13 protein-coding genes are annotated in these 17,388 nt (G+C 35.4%); all 13 read left to right on the forward strand.

Annotated features, from left to right (window positions below; all coding sequences use genetic code 11):
• Positions 1-439 precede the first annotated feature (439 nt).
• The 13 genes from NG743_RS01450 to NG743_RS01510 all read left to right on the forward strand — a co-directional run bounded on the left by NG743_RS01450 (position 440) and on the right by NG743_RS01510 (position 17,385).
• On the forward strand, positions 440-2,767 hold the full coding sequence (locus NG743_RS01450; protein WP_257121334.1) for a hypothetical protein: 2,328 nt from the start codon (positions 440-442) through the stop codon (positions 2,765-2,767).
• Between the two features lie 989 nt (positions 2,768-3,756).
• Positions 3,757-4,863, forward strand: a complete 1,107-nt coding sequence (locus tag NG743_RS01455) for a hypothetical protein (RefSeq protein WP_257121335.1) — start codon at positions 3,757-3,759, stop codon at positions 4,861-4,863.
• Between the two features lie 289 nt (positions 4,864-5,152).
• Positions 5,153-5,353, forward strand: coding sequence for a hypothetical protein (locus NG743_RS01460; RefSeq protein ID WP_257121336.1), 201 nt, complete (start codon positions 5,153-5,155; stop codon positions 5,351-5,353).
• A 239-nt stretch (positions 5,354-5,592) separates the two neighbouring features.
• Positions 5,593-6,744 (forward strand): hypothetical protein, encoded by a 1,152-nt coding sequence (locus NG743_RS01465; protein WP_096667850.1) that lies wholly within the window; start codon positions 5,593-5,595, stop codon positions 6,742-6,744.
• Positions 6,686-7,966 carry a vWA domain-containing protein gene (locus tag NG743_RS01470; RefSeq protein ID WP_257121337.1) on the forward strand — a complete coding sequence of 427 codons (1,281 nt, stop codon included), beginning with the start codon at positions 6,686-6,688 and terminating at the stop codon, positions 7,964-7,966. Before NG743_RS01465 ends, NG743_RS01470 begins: the two co-directional genes overlap by 59 nt.
• A gap of 4 nt (positions 7,967-7,970) precedes the next feature.
• Positions 7,971-8,783, forward strand: a complete 813-nt coding sequence (locus tag NG743_RS01475; RefSeq protein ID WP_168466685.1) for a hypothetical protein — start codon at positions 7,971-7,973, stop codon at positions 8,781-8,783.
• A 41-nt stretch (positions 8,784-8,824) separates the two neighbouring features.
• Positions 8,825-10,120 carry a hypothetical protein gene (locus tag NG743_RS01480; RefSeq protein WP_257121339.1) on the forward strand — a complete coding sequence of 432 codons (1,296 nt, stop codon included), beginning with the start codon at positions 8,825-8,827 and terminating at the stop codon, positions 10,118-10,120.
• A 95-nt stretch (positions 10,121-10,215) separates the two neighbouring features.
• Positions 10,216-11,187 (forward strand): ARC6/PARC6 family protein, encoded by a 972-nt coding sequence (locus NG743_RS01485; protein ID WP_257121340.1) that lies wholly within the window; start codon positions 10,216-10,218, stop codon positions 11,185-11,187.
• 35 nt (positions 11,188-11,222) lie between these two features.
• A complete protein-coding gene (locus NG743_RS01490) occupies positions 11,223-12,689 on the forward strand; it encodes a vWA domain-containing protein (protein ID WP_257121342.1) in 1,467 nt (488 codons plus the stop codon).
• Entirely contained in the window at positions 12,682-13,065 is a 384-nt protein-coding gene (locus NG743_RS01495; RefSeq protein ID WP_027400835.1) for a hypothetical protein, read from the forward strand. The genes NG743_RS01490 and NG743_RS01495 overlap by 8 nt, the downstream gene beginning before the upstream one ends.
• 153 nt (positions 13,066-13,218) lie before the next feature.
• Complete coding sequence (locus NG743_RS01500) at positions 13,219-14,610, forward strand: vWA domain-containing protein (RefSeq protein WP_027400834.1); 1,392 nt, start codon at positions 13,219-13,221, stop codon at positions 14,608-14,610.
• 133 nt (positions 14,611-14,743) lie between these two features.
• A complete protein-coding gene (locus NG743_RS01505) occupies positions 14,744-15,262 on the forward strand; it encodes an FHA domain-containing protein (protein ID WP_257121343.1) in 519 nt (172 codons plus the stop codon).
• Between the two features lie 419 nt (positions 15,263-15,681).
• Entirely contained in the window at positions 15,682-17,385 is a 1,704-nt protein-coding gene (locus NG743_RS01510; protein ID WP_257121344.1) for a PP2C family protein-serine/threonine phosphatase, read from the forward strand.
• Positions 17,386-17,388 lie beyond the last annotated feature (3 nt).

Here is a 17,388-nt window from a genome sequence, read left to right on the forward strand (position 1 = left end):
TGAAAAGTATCAGATAAAACCCATAATCTCCAAAAACCTAACCCCCCTACCCCCTTCCCTACCCCTCCCTGACCCTCCCCTTGTAGGCTACGGTGTACACACAAGTAAGAAATTGTTTGTTGGTTGCCATAAAACCCCACCCCTAGCCCCTCCCCGCAAGCGAGGAGGGGGACTGGATTGAGAATACATCCTTTGTTATGGCTGAAAACCTAGTGTAAGGAAGGATGTGTGTACACCGTAGCCCCTTGTAGGGGAGGGAAGCGGAAAAACTTTTGTTAGTTGGAATGGGGTTTTTAAAGCCTCTCCCCGCACCTCTCCCTAACCCTCTCCTTTTAGGAGAGGGAAAAGGAATAACATTTAATACTGGAGAGGTTTACCAGAGGGGTCAATTTATACATTTAAAACTTTTCAAACATCCTCTTAGATAAAGGTTAAAAACATGAGTTCACCAAATATTGAAATTCACGAATTTAGTACAGGTATTCACTTTCAACAAAGGGTTAATGGTTGGGTGTCTCTGGGTTTTACAGGACAATACATGAACGCTACTATTAACCCTATTCCTCAAGTTGTAGAAAGGTCTATTGCTAATCAGGAATTTGCTTTAACAGAAGGTTCATCTACGGAAAACCCAGCAATTATTGGCCGGATAGTAGGAAGTGGTAATGATGCTTGGTCTGTAATGGCTGTTGTCACACGAGGACAGGATGAAGTGGGACGCAGTGCGGCTTTTTATCGTTATTTTTTGTGTCAGGGAGATAATAATTTACGGTTTATATTAACTTGGTGGGAACAAGACCAAAAACCAACATTTAACCCCTTAGATTTTGAAGGTAGTCCTTTTTTATTTATGGGAGAATCTGGTCAACCTCACCTGACAAAGGAGGATGAATCTTTACCGTTTGAACAAGATCAAGCAATAGTATTACCAGCAGAAAATCAAAGTGATTTATTTACTCTTAACGCCTTAGCAATCATAAAATTTAACAAGTCTAAAAAAGTTTTACCTGTTGCGTGGGCTTTTAATGTAGAAGCATTGGAAAAACCAGAACGGTTTCAAGTAATTCAACCAGCATCACAAAGAGCCTGTGATGGATTAAAACGAGCCATTGCTAATGCTGCTCAGGTTGTTTCAGCAATAAATATTGATGAAGCGGCGTTAAAATCTGCTATTCGGAGTTTAATGAATAGTTCTACTGTCAAACCAGAAGCAGTACAAGAAATTGTTAAAGGTTTAGAAAATAAGGATGTCACCGCTGATTATTGGGAGAGTTTATTTAATGCTCAAGGTGCGGATAAAGCGATTAAGCAAAAGATTTATAGCTCCCAAATGGTACGACTAATAACGTTGAGAGCAATGGTAATTCCAGAAACTTTACCGCAGTTTTTGGCATGGTTGAATGTTCAAGCTGGTAAAAAACCTGATGAAAATCAAACTGTGTCTTTAGATTTTCAAAAAGCTATTCGGGCTTCATTCCCTAAAGAACAACTAACAAAAGGAATTAGATATCTACTATTAAATTTATTAAATAAGAAAATATCGGTAGATAGTCTTTGTTGGTTATTAATGATAGATGGTAGCGCTTGGGTTTATGCTCAGAAAGAGTTTATTGCTGATATCCGGGATGATTTACAATTAATTTATGATCATTTTTCTAGCCCCAGAACTTCATCCAAAAGCAGTTCTTATACTGATCCTAATTCAGTATTAACTAGCAGTTCCTCTTTTCCGCCTCAAAATGATTCACAATTCCATCATGTTCAACCACCAATTAAAAAGGATTCATGGCAAGATAATTTCAAATACCAAAAGCAAATTTGGGCAAATTTAATAAATAATTGGCAAGGTATTCAACAAGGATACTATAAAATTGAAGAATATCAACCTTTGGCTGAATTATTTGAAAATTTTAGACAATATGATTTAGCTGCATATTTTTATCAAGTGAGTGATGAAATAGTTGACAAAGATTTATATTATGAAGTAGCTAATCAACAACATCGTCGCTCACCTGTTGTTTTTGGTTTAACTCTTGAACCGAAAAAGAATTTAATTGATCATGTCCTTGATTTTATCACCCAGGAGTATATTGTGCCAATTCAATTTGTTATTCCCCTTTCACTATTCATCTTAGTCAGTGGTTGGTTTATCGGTGCAAAAAATTGGGAATCTTATACTAGTGCAACTGATATTGAAAAATCTTTGTGTAGCAAGACTTTCAAAGATACTAAAAACTGTCCGGTTATAGTTTTAGATCCAAAGACAAATTATGGTTTTAGTGAAATCAAGCAATTAATTCCAGAGGTTGTAGAGGGTGTTACTAAGCAGAAAAAACAAGAAGAAGATAATAAATATCAAAAAGCAAATGAAAAATATGATAAGGAAATGAGTCGAGGAAAATCAGCAACACCACCGCAAGAAAAAACAGAAGAAAATATAAGACAAGAAGTCATAGGCAAGCTGGGAAATATTTTGTATCCAAACAATACAGCACTTAAATATGAGGATTTATATCCTGGTAAAGAGGCGACAGATTTAAAGACTCAAAAGCAATGGGTGACAGCAATTTATAATTATCAAATTAAAAAGAATGTAACATATCAAAAAGATGCAGGTAATAATAATGGAAACAATGAATGTAAGCCGCAAATATCCGGGATATGTTTATGGCCATTTGGACAGAAAAATAATACTAGTAGTGGTGCTAATAATGTAACAAATTCTAACCTTTACAAACAATTGAACAAAGATATTCTAAAACCATAAGAAAGCCGGGGAATCAATTCCCCGTCTTAAAGCTTAAGTCGGTTAAAACCGACTGGGAATTTAAAGGGAGGAATTGAAAATTGATTTATAATATTTGGTAAAAAATCTCCTTCAACCCCGAAAACACCGGAAAATAAATCCCCCAACCCATAACCACAACCCGATAAAATAGAGCCAGCAAATCCCAAAAATTAGTCGGTTTTAACCGACTAGAGCTATTAGACAGGGAATTGATTCCCTGTCTGATTGACAAATAAAAAATCTCCTTCAACCCCGAAAACACCAGAAAATAAATTCTCCAACCTATAACCACAACCCGATAACATAGAGCCAGCAAATCCCAAAAATTAGTCGGTTTTAACCGACTTGAGCTATTAGACAGGGAATTGATTCCCTGTCTGATTGACTGGGAATTTAAAGAGAGGGAGTGAAAATAAAAAATCTCCTTCAACCCCGAAAACACCGGAAAATAAATCCCCCAACCCATAACCACAACCTGGTAACATAGAGCCAGCAAATCCCAAAAATTAGTCGGTTTTAACCGACTTGAGCTATTAGACAGGGAATTGATTCCCTGTCTGATTGACTGGAAATTTAAAGAGAGGGGGTAAAAATAAAAAATCTCCTTCAACTCCGAAAACACCGGAAAATAAATCCCCCAAACCATAACCACAACCCGATAACATAGAGCCAGCAAATCCCAAAAATTAGTCGGTTTTAACCGACTTGAGCTATTAGACAGGGAATTGATTCCCTGTCTGATTGACTGGGAATTTAAAGAGAGGGGGTGAAAATAAAAAATCTCCTTCAACCCCGAAAACACCAGAAAATAAATTCCCCAACCCATAACCACAACCTGGTAACATAGAGCCAGCAAATCTCAAAAATTAGTCGGTTTTAACCGACTTGAGCTATTAGACAGGGAATTGATTCCCTGTCTGATTGACTGATTCCCTGTCTGATTGACTAAAAGCTAATTCACGAAATCAATGAACTCAGAAGCATCACTCAAACCAGCAATTAGGAAATTAATCCACAGTTCCCAACTCAAACCGGAAGCGGTGCGGGTAATTGTGGAAGGGTTAGAAGATGAGAATGTCACTCCTGAAGATTGGGAAACTCTATTTAATAAAGAAGGCGCTGAAATTGCGATAAAACAAAAAATTTATAGTCCCCAAACGGTGCGGTTGATAACCCTAAGAGCAATAGTAATTCCAGAAACATTACAGGAGTTTTTGGCATGGTTGAATATTCAAAAGAGTAAAAAACCTGACGAGCATCAAACTGTGTCTTTAGAATTTCAAAAAGATATTCGGCCTTTATTTCCTCAAGAACAACTAACAAAAGGAATTAACTATCTAATATTAAATTTATTGAATAAGCAAATATCGGTAGATTGTGTATATTGGTTATTAACCACAGATGGTAGTGCTTGGGTTTATGCTCGGAAAAAGTTTATTACCGATGTTAAATATGATTTACAATTAATTGGTGATTATGTTACCAGACGGCTAGACCATAAATTTTTTAAATGCCGAAAGCAAGTTTGGGCAAGTTTAATAAGTAATTGGAGAAGTATTCAAAAAGAAACTCACAAAAGCGAAGAATATCAACCTTTGGCTGAATTATTTGAAAGGTTTAAAGAATATGAATTAGCTGCATATTTTTATCAAGTGAGTCAAAGCAACGTTGCTAACGATTTATTTTATAACATAGCTTATGAAAAATATCTCCAACTTAATCCTAATGAACACAAACTTTCTAAAATCTTGTTTTATGAAGTAGCTTATCAAGAATATCGCAAATCTAATATCTCTGTTTACGGCTTACTTATTAAGCGGAAACCAAAGTTTATTGAATTTATGATCAATTTTGTAATCCAAGGTTTGGTTTCACCCAGCATAATTTTTACTAGCAGTTTAATCAAAAACACTATTGAGTTTCTCGTTGATTTAATCAAGTGGATTTTTACAGCTATCACTTGGTTATTCTTTATATCAATTGGTCTGGTGTGTATTGGTTTTGCTATTCAAAATATTGGAGTATTTTTTGTAATATTAATAGTTTACTTCATTATTGCAGCTTCAAAAAAATAATTCAGTGAAAATACAGAAAATATGATAATCTGCTTTTATATCCTGTCCGTGATTAACTCAAGGTTAAATAGTTCCTAAAAATTACTGAATTGTTGTAAAATATAAATACTGCATTGAAAAATGATAAACTGCAAAAACGTAAGGATTCAGGTGAGGTGATAAGATCCCCGACTTCTAAGATAGATTTATCCTTTCCGAATACAATCAATCAAAGAAGTCGGGGATCTGGAAACAGAAGTTTGTAAATTTATGGGTTTCCTTTCTTTACTGACAATAAGAGGATAAGAAAATGAATACTAAATTACTTGATTCCCTGATTCAAATTATTAACTCTTTAAGTGATGAAGAAAAAAAGATCATCTCTCAAAATATAACTATATCGTTTCCTGTGCAGCAAAATAATTCTATAAATTTAGAAAATGAACCATTTATTGGAATGTGGAAAGATAGAAAAGATATGGAAGATAGTAATCCAATACTTGTCGGTTAAGGAAATGTAGGTTGGGTTGAGCGACAGCGAAACCCAACAAAATCCTTGATAATGTTGGGTTTCGTTCCTCAACCCAACCTACGGTATAATTACTTTTTGAATCATTAACTAACGATTATTCCATAGCAATTAGTATAATTACAAAGATGGAACTAATCGTTGGTTGTCGCAATAAAAAACTCAATTTACACCCTTATCCCTAAAAATTAATATTTAAGCAATTAAAATATACACCAAATATGAGAATCTACCTTTACATACTAGCCGGCATCACATCAGCTTTAATAGGCTGGAATATAGGTCAATTTTTTCTCACAGACTTGGGGTTATTTAAACAATTTCCCGAAATTACTTTATTTCCCTGTATAGCAGTTTCCTTAGCTTTTGGTATGGTGATGAATGAAATATTTATCAGCAACCCCACCAGACCAAAACGCAGTTTTCAAACGGCACAAAAGCCCCTATTAATAGCTTTGGGATTAGGAATACTTTCTGGGTTAATTGCTGGTATTATGTCCCAAATCCTGTTTTTACCAATTATTCGTGTACCTACTCCCATTGTGAGAACATTAGGATGGTTATTAATTGGTAGTTCTGTGGGTATTGCAGAGGGTTTAAGTTGGCGCTGGTATAGTATGGAAGCGGGGAGTAAAAAACGCTTTCAACAAAGATTAAAAACCAGCATCATTGCTGCAAGTGGGGCGAGTTTTGCAGCAGCAATTATATTTGAAATCATTCGCTTAATGTTGGGAACAATGCCGGCAGAATTTAAAGGTATAGAAGATCCTATTGGTTTTTCTATTTTAGGTTTATTACTAGGTGGCGTTTTTAGTCTCACTAATTCTCCCAGTTATCTCGCGGCTTTGCGGGCTGGTAGTGGTTTTGAGTATAGGGAAATTAAACCAGAAATCAAACCAGACATTAACCCAGAAATTAAAGATCATGTTCAAGACTCGGAACTATCCACAGACTCCCTAACAGACTCACCCACCCTTAACCAATCTTATCCCTACATTAATAAATCGGTGCTTTCCTTTGTCACACTACATGATAGTCTGAATGAGGATGAAATAGAAGAAGGTTTATCTATCTCATTACCCGGAAATCAGACAATTACCATCGGTTCTAGAGTTGACAATACTATTTCTATTCCTGGTCTACCTCCCCATGTTGCTGATATTCAATTACAGAACCGGACAACCCTTCTCATTCCTGATAAACAGTTCTTTCATACCATAGAAATAAATAGTGTCCGTATAAAATCACGGAAGATTATCCCTTTGAAGCATAATTATGTATTGACTTTTTACACCATTAATGGAGATGACATCAATGAGGAAAAATATTATCGCTTTGTCTACTACAACCGCTTTTTGGACCCCCAGGCTTAGTCTATCTTTATTGTTGCTTCTGACTCTAGCTTGTCCCAGTTTAGCCCAGGTAAAAAAGACAGAAGTTATTGGTAGTCCCACATTCAAAGATGAGAAAGTAACAATTAGAATTAAAGTCAAAGGTGGAGATGATAGACCTGTAATGGGTTTAGAAGATACTAATTTTAAATTGACCGTTGATAAAAAGGAGGTTAAGTTTAAACCTAAAGATTGGAAAAGTCCAGAAGAAACTGTACCTCCTCCAGCTTGGATTATAGTTTTACTAGATTTTAGTGGCAGTATGAATCAAGTAGATAGTGGAGGAACTAAAAAAATAGCAGGTGCTATTAATGCGATTCGTCAATTTACGAAAATTTCTGGTGAACGGGGTGGAAATACCCAAATTTCTATAGTTCCTTTTGGAAAAGCTGGTAGTAAGTGTCCCGAATCGCCTGTAAATAAGGAAACTCTGGATAAGTTTCTAGCGGCGAATGATTTTAAACTGCAAAATAATCTGGATTATTTATCAAGTTTGAGTCCCTGTGCGTCTACAGATTTATATGAACCTTTAACCACAGCAGTCGAGTTTTTAGCGAATACTAAGGACTCCCGGTTTTACTTACCAGAAAATTCTTCCCAACCACAACCTAGACTATCAATAATTCTCCTGTCCGACGGATATCACAATGCACTTAATGAAGCAACTGATTTTGCAGCTTTAACTAAGTTGCTTAAAAACAATGAAAATATTACAGTACATACTTTAGGTTATGGGTTGACACCACAGGAATTAGGTGTAAAATATAAATTAGGCAGACCTGCTACTCGTGCTGATTTGAATAAACGTAAAGTACCCGAAGCAGAATTTGTAGACCAACAAAGACTAGCGAAAATTGCCAAATTAACAGGGGGAATTGCGGAGTTTTCTGGTAATGCGGAAAGGATAGCGGAGAATTTACAATTATTTCTGAATGCGTTGTTAGGAGAGTATGAAATTACCTTTACTCAACCTAATGCAGAAAGGGGTTCTAAGCACAAAGTTCAGGTGAAAGTGAGTTCTCAAGATGGTAAAGCCAAGGACTCGCAAACCATAGAATATATTATGCCTGTATTTGGGCGATCGCTGCCTTTGGGAGTACGTCTAATCATGGTAATATCAGTGTTATGTATAGTCATGATTTTTGGAATAGTCCCTTTTCACTACTGGGGAAAATATCTAAAAGCAGAAGCACAAAGGGACTAATTCTATGAGGATATTTGGAAAACCTGGGCGAATATTTTTATTTTCTTTGAGTCTTTATTTTCTCACTGCTTGTTCTCAAAATCAGCCAGTAAATCAAGTAATTACTTCCCAATGTCCTACTCAACCAACAGCAGTTTTAGAAACCAACAATGTTAAACCTATTTCTCTGGGTTCTCAAGCTATGAAGGAAACAGGTATGGTGACTAATAATAAATCACTTGGTTATACTTTTACAGCTAAATCAGGTGACAAACTGGTTTATAAAACTAATCAAGATGTTTGTATTTGGATTTATACACCAGACAATCAATTAATTAATAGTCCTATTTTACCTCTTGATGGTAAGTATACGGTTCAACTTGCCGCTATGGGCGGTTCTACTACCTTTGATTTAGGATTGGAATTACAAAACGATGCAGACCAATCGTTATCATCAGCACAACCAATACCTTTAGAAACCAGTCAAACTAATATAGAAAATTCCCCCAGAAAAGATGCGGCTGATTTTATTAGAAATCATTATTTATCTCTAAACAACCGTGAATATAGTCAAACACGGAATCAACTATCAAATCAGTTTAAAAATAAATATTCTGGTACTTATGCAGAATATCAACAATGGTGGGATAGTGTTAAAGAAATAAAGATTGGTGATGTTAAAACTGTCAATGATAATGGTAATAATGTTACTTTAGATGCGGAGTTATGGTATTATATGAATGATGGGAGAACTGTTCAAGATTCTCGCAGTCGTATTTATTTAATATGGAATCAAAGTAATAATACATGGTTAATTAATGATAAATCTGAACCATGATGAAAATTAATTCTTGTTTAGGAAACCTGAGATGATTTAATATGTTGAAAAAGTTAATTGTCTACTCTACCTGTCTATCACTTATCGGTTGTCAAGCAATAGAAAATCCTCTAACCAATGTTTCCTCTAATGCTATCAGTTCCTCTGGTTGTGCTGAGAAACCTATGGTATCCTTGAGTGGAAAAGATGTAGAAACAGTTGCATTAAATGAAAGTACAATTACTAAATCTGGTCAAGTTAGTGCTAGTAAAAATATTGGCTATACCTTTACAGCAGCAACAGGACAGAAATTAAGTTATAGCACTGATGCGGATGTTTGTCTTTGGGTATTTAGTCCAGATAATGAAATTCTCAAAGGTGGAGAGTTATCTAAAAACGGTAAATATGTTATTCAAGTTGCTGCACCTCAAGGGGCAAAAACCTTTGATTTAGTATTGCGATTGGAGAATAATACACAGACTGCTAGTTTATCATCTTCTCCTATTCCCACACCTGTGGAAACAAATCAGGTTGCTATAATTCCCAAATCTAAAACCATACTAACAAGAAAAAAAAGAAATTTATCCACTGTATCAGCAGCAGATATAGATAATATTAATAGACCATCACCGGAAATATTTATCAACAATTACTATACAAAGCTAAATGAAAACAACTATACAGAGGCTTGGAGTTTTTTGACAACTGAATTACAGGAAAATTCTACATCTCATCCTCAAGGTTATCAATCCTATATAGAATGGTGGGAACAAGTTAATAATATTAATGTACAAATAATTAGTTCTTCTTCTCAAAATAAAACTGCAAAAGTTAAAGTGAGATGTAAAGATGATTTAAAAAATGGGAGTAAAATTTATGCAGATATTCTATACTACCTGAGATGGAATGAAACAGACAATAATTGGCGAATTCTTAATATTCAACCAATCTCTTCAACAACAAAATCTAATTTATCTGTAAATGAATCTCAACCTACTTCTTCAGTATCAGATAATGTTAATAGACTATCACCTGCGAAAGCTATAGAAGATTACTATACTAAAATTAATAATCAAGATTATCAAACAGCTTGGGATATTTATCCAACCACAGTCAAAGAAAATAAAGAATTACATCCAGATGGTTACAACTCTTTTATTGAATGGTGGACACAAGTTGATCATGTAAATATTGACAGAGTTAAGATTGAAGAAGAAAGTTATGATAATGCTATCGTCAATATTGGTACTCACTATAAAATGAAAAGTGGGAAAATTTCTCCTATTAAACTCAAGTTTTATCTAGCTTGGAACAAAGAATATCAAAGGTGGTATGTTACTAAAATTAAACATAAATAATTGATCAAAAAACATGAAAACCCGTTAATTAATGATAAATCCGCACCATAATGATGAAAATTAATTCTTGTTTAGCAAACCTGAGATGATTTAATATGTTGAAAAAGTTAATTGTTTACTCTACCTGTCTATCACTTATCGGTTGTCAAACCATAGAAAATCCTCTAACCAATGTTTCCTCTAATGCTATCAGTTCCTCTGGTTGTGCTGAGAAACCTATGGTATCCTTGAGTGGAAAAGATGTAGAAACAGTTGCATTAAATGAAAGTACAATTACTAAATCTGGTCAAGTTAGTGCTAGTAAAAATATTGGCTATACCTTTACAGCAGCAACAGGACAGAAATTAAGTTATAGCACTGATGCGGATGTTTGTCTTTGGGTATTTAGTCCAGATAATGAAATTCTCAAAGGTGGAGAGTTATCTAAAAACGGTAAATATATTATTCAAGTTGCTGCACCTCAAGGGGCAAAAACCTTTGATTTAAAAATGAGTTTAGGAGTTTTAGAAACTGCTGCTAATACCCCTACTGTATCAACCACTGATACCCCTGAAGGGACTTCTGTAAATACTTCTAAAAATACTTCTGAAAGGACTTCTGAAAGGACTTCTGAAAATAATAATTCTCAATCTAGTTTAGAAAATGATAATCTCCAACCAGAAAATGATATTTCTCAAGAACAAGCATTAGAATTAGTCCAGAAATGGTACGCAGCAAAACCCCGCATATTTGCGCCACCTTTTGATAGAGATTTATTAAATGAACTAGCTACAGGAAAACTTTATCAAAGAGTGGGAGGTGAAGATGGTTCAATAGATTGGTTACAAAAATATAATCGTTACTATACATATAATAAATCAGAAATTACCAATGTTATCGGTTTTTCTAGTTCTGGAAGCAGACCATATATTAAAGTTAGAATTATAGAAGAATTATATTTACAAGGTGAAAAAGGACTTGATAAAACAAATTCTGGTGAATATCAAATTGATTATATCTATTTTTTTGCAAAAGAAAATGGTACATGGAAAATATATAGTAATGAAAAAATATCTGATGCCGATTAATAATTTCTATTAAAAAACAATCTTTAATAAACAGTATGCTTAACCTATTTAACCGCTTTAAAAACAACAAACCCCTACTATTTGGATTATACGGTGCTAGTGGATGTCTGACAGCCGCAATCCTATTAGGAGAACCATTTTTAGCCTTAACCAAAGCTAAACCAAACTCATCCGCCCCCGTCACTCCCCAAGTCATAGTTTTATTAATTGACGCATCCTCAAGTATGAGTGATGGAAAATTAACAGAAGTCAAAACAGCAGCCAGCAAATTTATAGAACGTCGTGACTTACAAAAAGATCAACTAGCAGTAGTCAGTTTTGGACTAGAAATTAAAACCGCTACCCCACTCACAAAGGACGCTAACACCTTAAAAAATGCCATTGATACTCTATCAGAAAATGGGAGTACACCAATGGCTGAAGGTATCAACGCAGCCATTGGAGAATTACAAACAACTGCATTAAATCGCAATATCATCTTATTTACTGACGGTGTCCCAGATGATCCGGATTTTGCTTATAGTTCAGCCCTAGCTGCCAGAAACATGGGAGTAAAACTAATTTCAGTTGCTACAGGGGATGCAGATATAAATTATTTAACTCAAATTACAGGCAATGGCTCATTAGTATTTTATGCTAATTCCGGTCAATTTGAGCAAGCCTTTCGCAACGCAGAAGCGGCAATTTATAAACAATTAGTTGAATCTGATTCCAGCGAAAACTACACCATCACCTATTCAGTATTACGCATGGGTGGTTGGACAGCATTTTTAGCTATGGGAATATACCTAGCTTTAATTATGGGACAAAACCGCTATATGCGCCTTCCCTTATTAACAACAAATAAAGGTATTATTAGTATTTGTGGTAGTCTGGCTGCGGGAATGATAGCAGGTGCAACCGGACAAATTGTATTTTTACCTCTCTCTAATATAGCTGTTTTAGAAATAATTGGCAGAATTGCCGGCTGGGTAATTGTCGGTGCATTAGTAGGAGTAGGAACTAGGTTTTTTGTTCCCAATTTAAAACTAAAAAATGCTTTATTAGGTGGAACAATTGGGGGAGGAATTGGTGGTAGTGGTTTCTTAATTACAGCCAGTATTTTCGGCGATGTTTTGGGGCGTTTATCCGGTACGTCTATTATAGGATTTTTCACTGGTTTAATGATAGCTTGGATAGAACAAAAGCAGTTAGAATCACAACCCTATTTATTAGTAAATTGGACTGCAACGGAACAAACCACATATTTATTAGGGACAAAGCCAATTTTAATTGGTAGTTCCTTAAATGTAGAAATTCCCTTAAATGCCTCCGATGGATTTACACCGATTACTGCTAAAATTTTTAAAGAAGGAGAAAACATTATTATGCAATTTGATCAAGAATATGCAATTATAAAAAACATGAAAAAAACCAGTCAAGATTTAAAAGTCGGTGATACCCGGAAATTAGGACAAATCACTATAGAAGTTAAAGATAAAACTGTTACCAAAAATGGTTAAATATACATTTAATCTCCAAGTTAAAAACTCCCCAGATCAATATACTTACACCTTAGATTTAACCCCAAATCAAGAAGATATGCCAGAACAGATTTTTACCCCTGCTATCAAAGAAGATATCCGCACAACCTTACAAAATCTCAGCCTCTCAGCAATTAAAGATCATCAACTCAACAACATTATTCAAACTTGGGTAGAGGATATTAGAGAAGGCTATAGATTTAGTTCTCTGACTCTCAACTTGCGGTTATTAATAGAAGAAAATATTGATAAACTCCAGGAAACAGGAAATCAGGAAATACCGAAAATAATTGATCCAGATTTATCAAATATAGAACCTGAATTTGGTATGCTTCCCCCCTTAAATTTTATTTAATTATTTAATTATAACGGTATGCACTTGAATGAGATACAAAATTTACCTAAAAAACTATACACCAAAGGACTTTCAACTCTGTTTCCTGTTCCCTGTTCCCTGTTCCCTGTTCCCTGTTCCCTGTTCCCTGCTATATTTAATTAGGAAAGAAAAATGCAGAACAATCTTAACATTAGTATTACTCCCCATCGGGAATTTATGCCAGCAGATACAGCAGCACAAAAATTATTTGTGATGTTGAAATTACGTCCTACTAAAGATGTCGCCACAAGTTCCCCACATACCACATTTACCTTTGTTATTGATACCAGTGGTTCAATGTATGAAGTAGTATCAGGAGAGTCAAAACCAACGGGTATTACTCATCAACAAGACGGACAAGCATATCAACAGGTTACAGGGGGAAAATCCAAAATAGATATAGTCATTGAATCCTTATTAGCATTAGTCCGTTCAGGAAAATTGACCACCAGCGATCGCATTGCTATAGTCCAATTTGATGATAACGCTTCCCAAACTATCGGTTTAACCAGTGCCACAGAAATTAATCAACTAGAAAATGCTATTAACAACCTGAGAAACTTTTCCGGTGGTACACGCATGGGTTTAGGATTACGTCGGGCATTTGATATCTTAAGTGAACAACAAATGACAGTCAGACGCGCCCTATTATTTACTGATGGACAAACATTTGATGAAGATCAATGTCGGTCAATTTCTAGTAATTTCGCCACCAATAATATCCCCATTACCGCATTAGGAGTAGGAGAATTTAACGAAGACCTACTTACCCATCTTAGCGATTCTACAGGAGGAAAATTACTTTATATTGTCCCAGGAACAGCCATAGGTACACAAATTTCCATCCTTGATTTACCCAATAAAATTATAGACGAATATAGCCAAGCCCAACAAGAAGTTATCACCAATCTAGCCCTAACAGTGAAAACAGTTAAAGGAGTAGAACTGACTAGAATTGTTCGCGCTTACCCCACCCAAGCCGAATTTCCCATTAATCAAGATCCTCATCCTTTAGGGAATGCGATCGCTAATGACGAAACCATATTTATCCTCGAATTTACTATTAATAATCGTCCCGCTACTCGTGTGCGTATCGCCCAACTTGGACTCACCTACGACATACCTGGACAAAAAATACGTGGTGAACTTCCACCACAAAACCTAATTATTCAATTCGTTCCCGGACAGGAAAATGCAGCCCAAGTCAATCAAGAAGTCATGGATTATGTCCAACAATGCAACATAGCCAACCTCGTCAACCAAGCCACAAAAATAGCCGAACATGATCCACAAAAAGCCGAACAAATATTAGAAACAGCCCGACGCATGACCATAAAAATCGGCAATAAAGACATGACAGAATCCTTAAACAACGCCCAAGAAGAACTCCGAAAAACCCGAAAAATCTCCGATGGAACTCGGAAAACTGTGAAAATGGGTGCAAAAGGTAAAACAGTAAAAATGGGCAACGATATTAACGAAATGCTTTCAGAAGAAGAAATGCGAAAACTCACAGGAACATAAATAACCAGATCCCCGACTTCTGAACATCAATTGATAATTTCTTGATAAAATAGAAAAGAAGTTGGGGATCTTAAAAGGGGATCTTAAAAGTTTTTGAAAAAAATTAATAATTAAAAATGAGGATAAAAGTATCATGATTACTTGTACAGTTTGCGGCTATGATCAAAATTTAGACCACTCAGAATTTTGTAACGCTTGCGGTTCAGAACTACAACCCATAATCACACCACAACCAAAAATAGACCCCTTCTTAGCACCTACAGTCATTCAACCAACTACACCACAACCCAACTATCCGCCAATTATCAACACATTTACAAAAGCCAAACTAACATCTAAACAAACAAACGCCCCCATCCCAGAATTTATCCTAGATAATAACGCCATTGTGGGCATATTTGATCCAGACACAGGACCAGTAGAAATTGATTTAGAAACATTTTTTGGCGGAGAAACAGTATCTCGTAATCATGGGGAAATTTATCAAGAACTAGGAACATGGAAAATCAAAGACTTAGGTTCTACCAACGGAGTATTTATCAAACCACCAGGACAAACTCGCTTTAGTGCCAGAATTACCATACCCACCCCCTTAAACTCAGGTGATGAAATAGCATTTGGTAAAGTTAGATTTCTCTTTCAAACTATCTAAAAAATCAAAAAAATTTCCTGTGATACCATTTCACCAAAATCCTGATACTGATAACCTCTCTTAGTCCCCCTTTATAAGGCTACAGTGTACACACAAATTAAATTACCCCCCTTAATCCCCCCTTGCAAAGCTATCGTGTATACACAAATTAAAGGCGTTGCTGAATCGAGGTATGAAATTTCCAAATTGAACCTTTAAAAATCTTACCTTTGCGTCTTTGCGCCTTTGCGTGAGACTAAAATTCATACCCTTAATCAGCAACGCCAAATTAAATTACCCCCCTTAATCCCCCCGATGCTTTGGGGGGAAACAATAAAAATCCAGTTCCCTCCCCTTTGCAAGGGGAGGGTTAGGGAGGGGTAATTCTTAAAATAAAACGGTGTGATCTGGTCATCTACTGCTATACTGACTGCGAATCTATGAATACAAATAAAAACCCACTAATAATTAAAGAAAACATCTGTTTTCGAATAGATAACCTGCAAATAGAAATCATCTCCTATTTAGGACAACTCACACCTGATATTTATTACTTTCAAGTCAATATCATATCTGAAAAACCAGGTTTACTGAGAATAGGTGCAACTAACAGCGCACTCAACCGAGAACTAGAACTGAGAAAAAGACTAGGTGATTACAAACTCGTTACCGAACTACTTGCACATAGCCAGGACAATATAACTATTGAGATTAAACCCCAAAATATACCAGAAATTGCAACTATCTTTTCTCCTATCCCAGAAATAGATACAGCCTCAGAATATTTGCAAAAAGAATATTTAGAAGATGAATATTATCCAGAAACAGAAATCAGCACCAATATATCAAATCAAAAACTTCTCCTTATTACCTACCTTCCCAAGGAAAATCAAACCCTAGAAACTTGGCTAAAAACCGCACATTCTTTAGAAGAATCAATATTCTTAACCAGCCAAATATGTCAATTATGCCGCTATCTTCATCAAAGAGGATGGTGTTTTATCAATATCCTTCCCCAATTTATTCAAATGGGAACACCTATACAATTTTTCGACCTTACCAGTGCCTATCCCTTGGGTGAAACTCTCAATTCTGGGTTAATAGGAACTTATTGCGCCCCCGAATTAGCATACTGTAAAAATCCTATTCAAGAAACAATGAGTAGTTATACAGTTGCAGCATTATTATATCAGATAATTCACAAACAAACCCTATCAACAGACCAAACCATAGAAATACAAATTAATCCCATTCCTATTATTTATCAAATTCTCAAGATTTGTTTATCTTCCCTACCAGAAGAAAGATTTCCTCTAGAACAACTATTAAAAATATTAGTTCGCACCCGCCAAAACATTAGCACACCCAAAATTAACTGGCAAATAGCCAGTAGTTCTACCGTTGGACTATCAATAAACCGTTTACAAAATGAAGATAACTATGGCATTAAACAACAGAAAATCAGTGATAGAGAAACCATCCTCCTAGCTGCGATCGCTGATGGTATGGGGGGAATGTCTCAAGGCGAATTAGCCAGTCAATTAGCAATAAAAACAGTTTTAGAAACACCCATCTTTTTCCAAAATCAAACTATAGAACAATACCAAGAATGGCTAGAAAACCTATTTATTCAAGCCAACGAAACAGTATCAAATCAACTTAAAGATGGAGGAACAACCCTCAGCGTCATATTCGCCATATCCCAACAATTAATAATTAGTCATGTTGGTGATAGTCGCATTTACTTACTACGTCAAGGACAAATAAAACAACTCAGTCAAGATCATTCTCTAGTTGCCATGTTAGTAGCCAGTGAACAGATTACAGAAGCTGAAAGTTTAGATCACCCAGATAGAAATATTCTCACAAAATCCATCGGTACAAAACGCAGATTAAGTGATGGTTACGTCCAAGATCTAAAACAAACTACTCCAGAATTATCTATGAAATTAGAACATGAAGATATTATTTTACTATGTTCTGATGGGGTTTGGGACTTAGTTCCTAAAAACGAAATAGCGGAAATTTTCACCCCTGATCAAAACCTACAAAAATCAGTTGATTTGACTATTAATAAAGTTTTAGAACGTGGTGCATCTGATAACGCCACCCTTTTAGCATTACAATTTTTAATCAATTCATAGATC

Origin of the sequence: Dolichospermum heterosporum TAC447 (assembly GCF_024584745.1) — a bacterium.
In the GTDB taxonomy this organism is placed as follows: domain Bacteria; phylum Cyanobacteriota; class Cyanobacteriia; order Cyanobacteriales; family Nostocaceae; genus Dolichospermum; species Dolichospermum heterosporum.

Coding starts and splice junctions, on each gene's coding strand:
- NG743_RS01450 (WP_257121334.1), top strand. CDS start 440: ATGAGTTCACCAAATATTGAAATTCACGAATTTAGTACAGGTATTCAC.
- NG743_RS01455 (WP_257121335.1), top strand. CDS start 3,757: ATGAACTCAGAAGCATCACTCAAACCAGCAATTAGGAAATTAATCCAC.
- NG743_RS01460 (WP_257121336.1), top strand. CDS start 5,153: ATGAATACTAAATTACTTGATTCCCTGATTCAAATTATTAACTCTTTA.
- NG743_RS01465 (WP_096667850.1), top strand. CDS start 5,593: ATGAGAATCTACCTTTACATACTAGCCGGCATCACATCAGCTTTAATA.
- NG743_RS01470 (WP_257121337.1), top strand. CDS start 6,686: ATGAGGAAAAATATTATCGCTTTGTCTACTACAACCGCTTTTTGGACC.
- NG743_RS01475 (WP_168466685.1), top strand. CDS start 7,971: ATGAGGATATTTGGAAAACCTGGGCGAATATTTTTATTTTCTTTGAGT.
- NG743_RS01480 (WP_257121339.1), top strand. CDS start 8,825: ATGTTGAAAAAGTTAATTGTCTACTCTACCTGTCTATCACTTATCGGT.
- NG743_RS01485 (WP_257121340.1), top strand. CDS start 10,216: ATGTTGAAAAAGTTAATTGTTTACTCTACCTGTCTATCACTTATCGGT.
- NG743_RS01490 (WP_257121342.1), top strand. CDS start 11,223: ATGCTTAACCTATTTAACCGCTTTAAAAACAACAAACCCCTACTATTT.
- NG743_RS01495 (WP_027400835.1), top strand. CDS start 12,682: ATGGTTAAATATACATTTAATCTCCAAGTTAAAAACTCCCCAGATCAA.
- NG743_RS01500 (WP_027400834.1), top strand. CDS start 13,219: ATGCAGAACAATCTTAACATTAGTATTACTCCCCATCGGGAATTTATG.
- NG743_RS01505 (WP_257121343.1), top strand. CDS start 14,744: ATGATTACTTGTACAGTTTGCGGCTATGATCAAAATTTAGACCACTCA.
- NG743_RS01510 (WP_257121344.1), top strand. CDS start 15,682: ATGAATACAAATAAAAACCCACTAATAATTAAAGAAAACATCTGTTTT.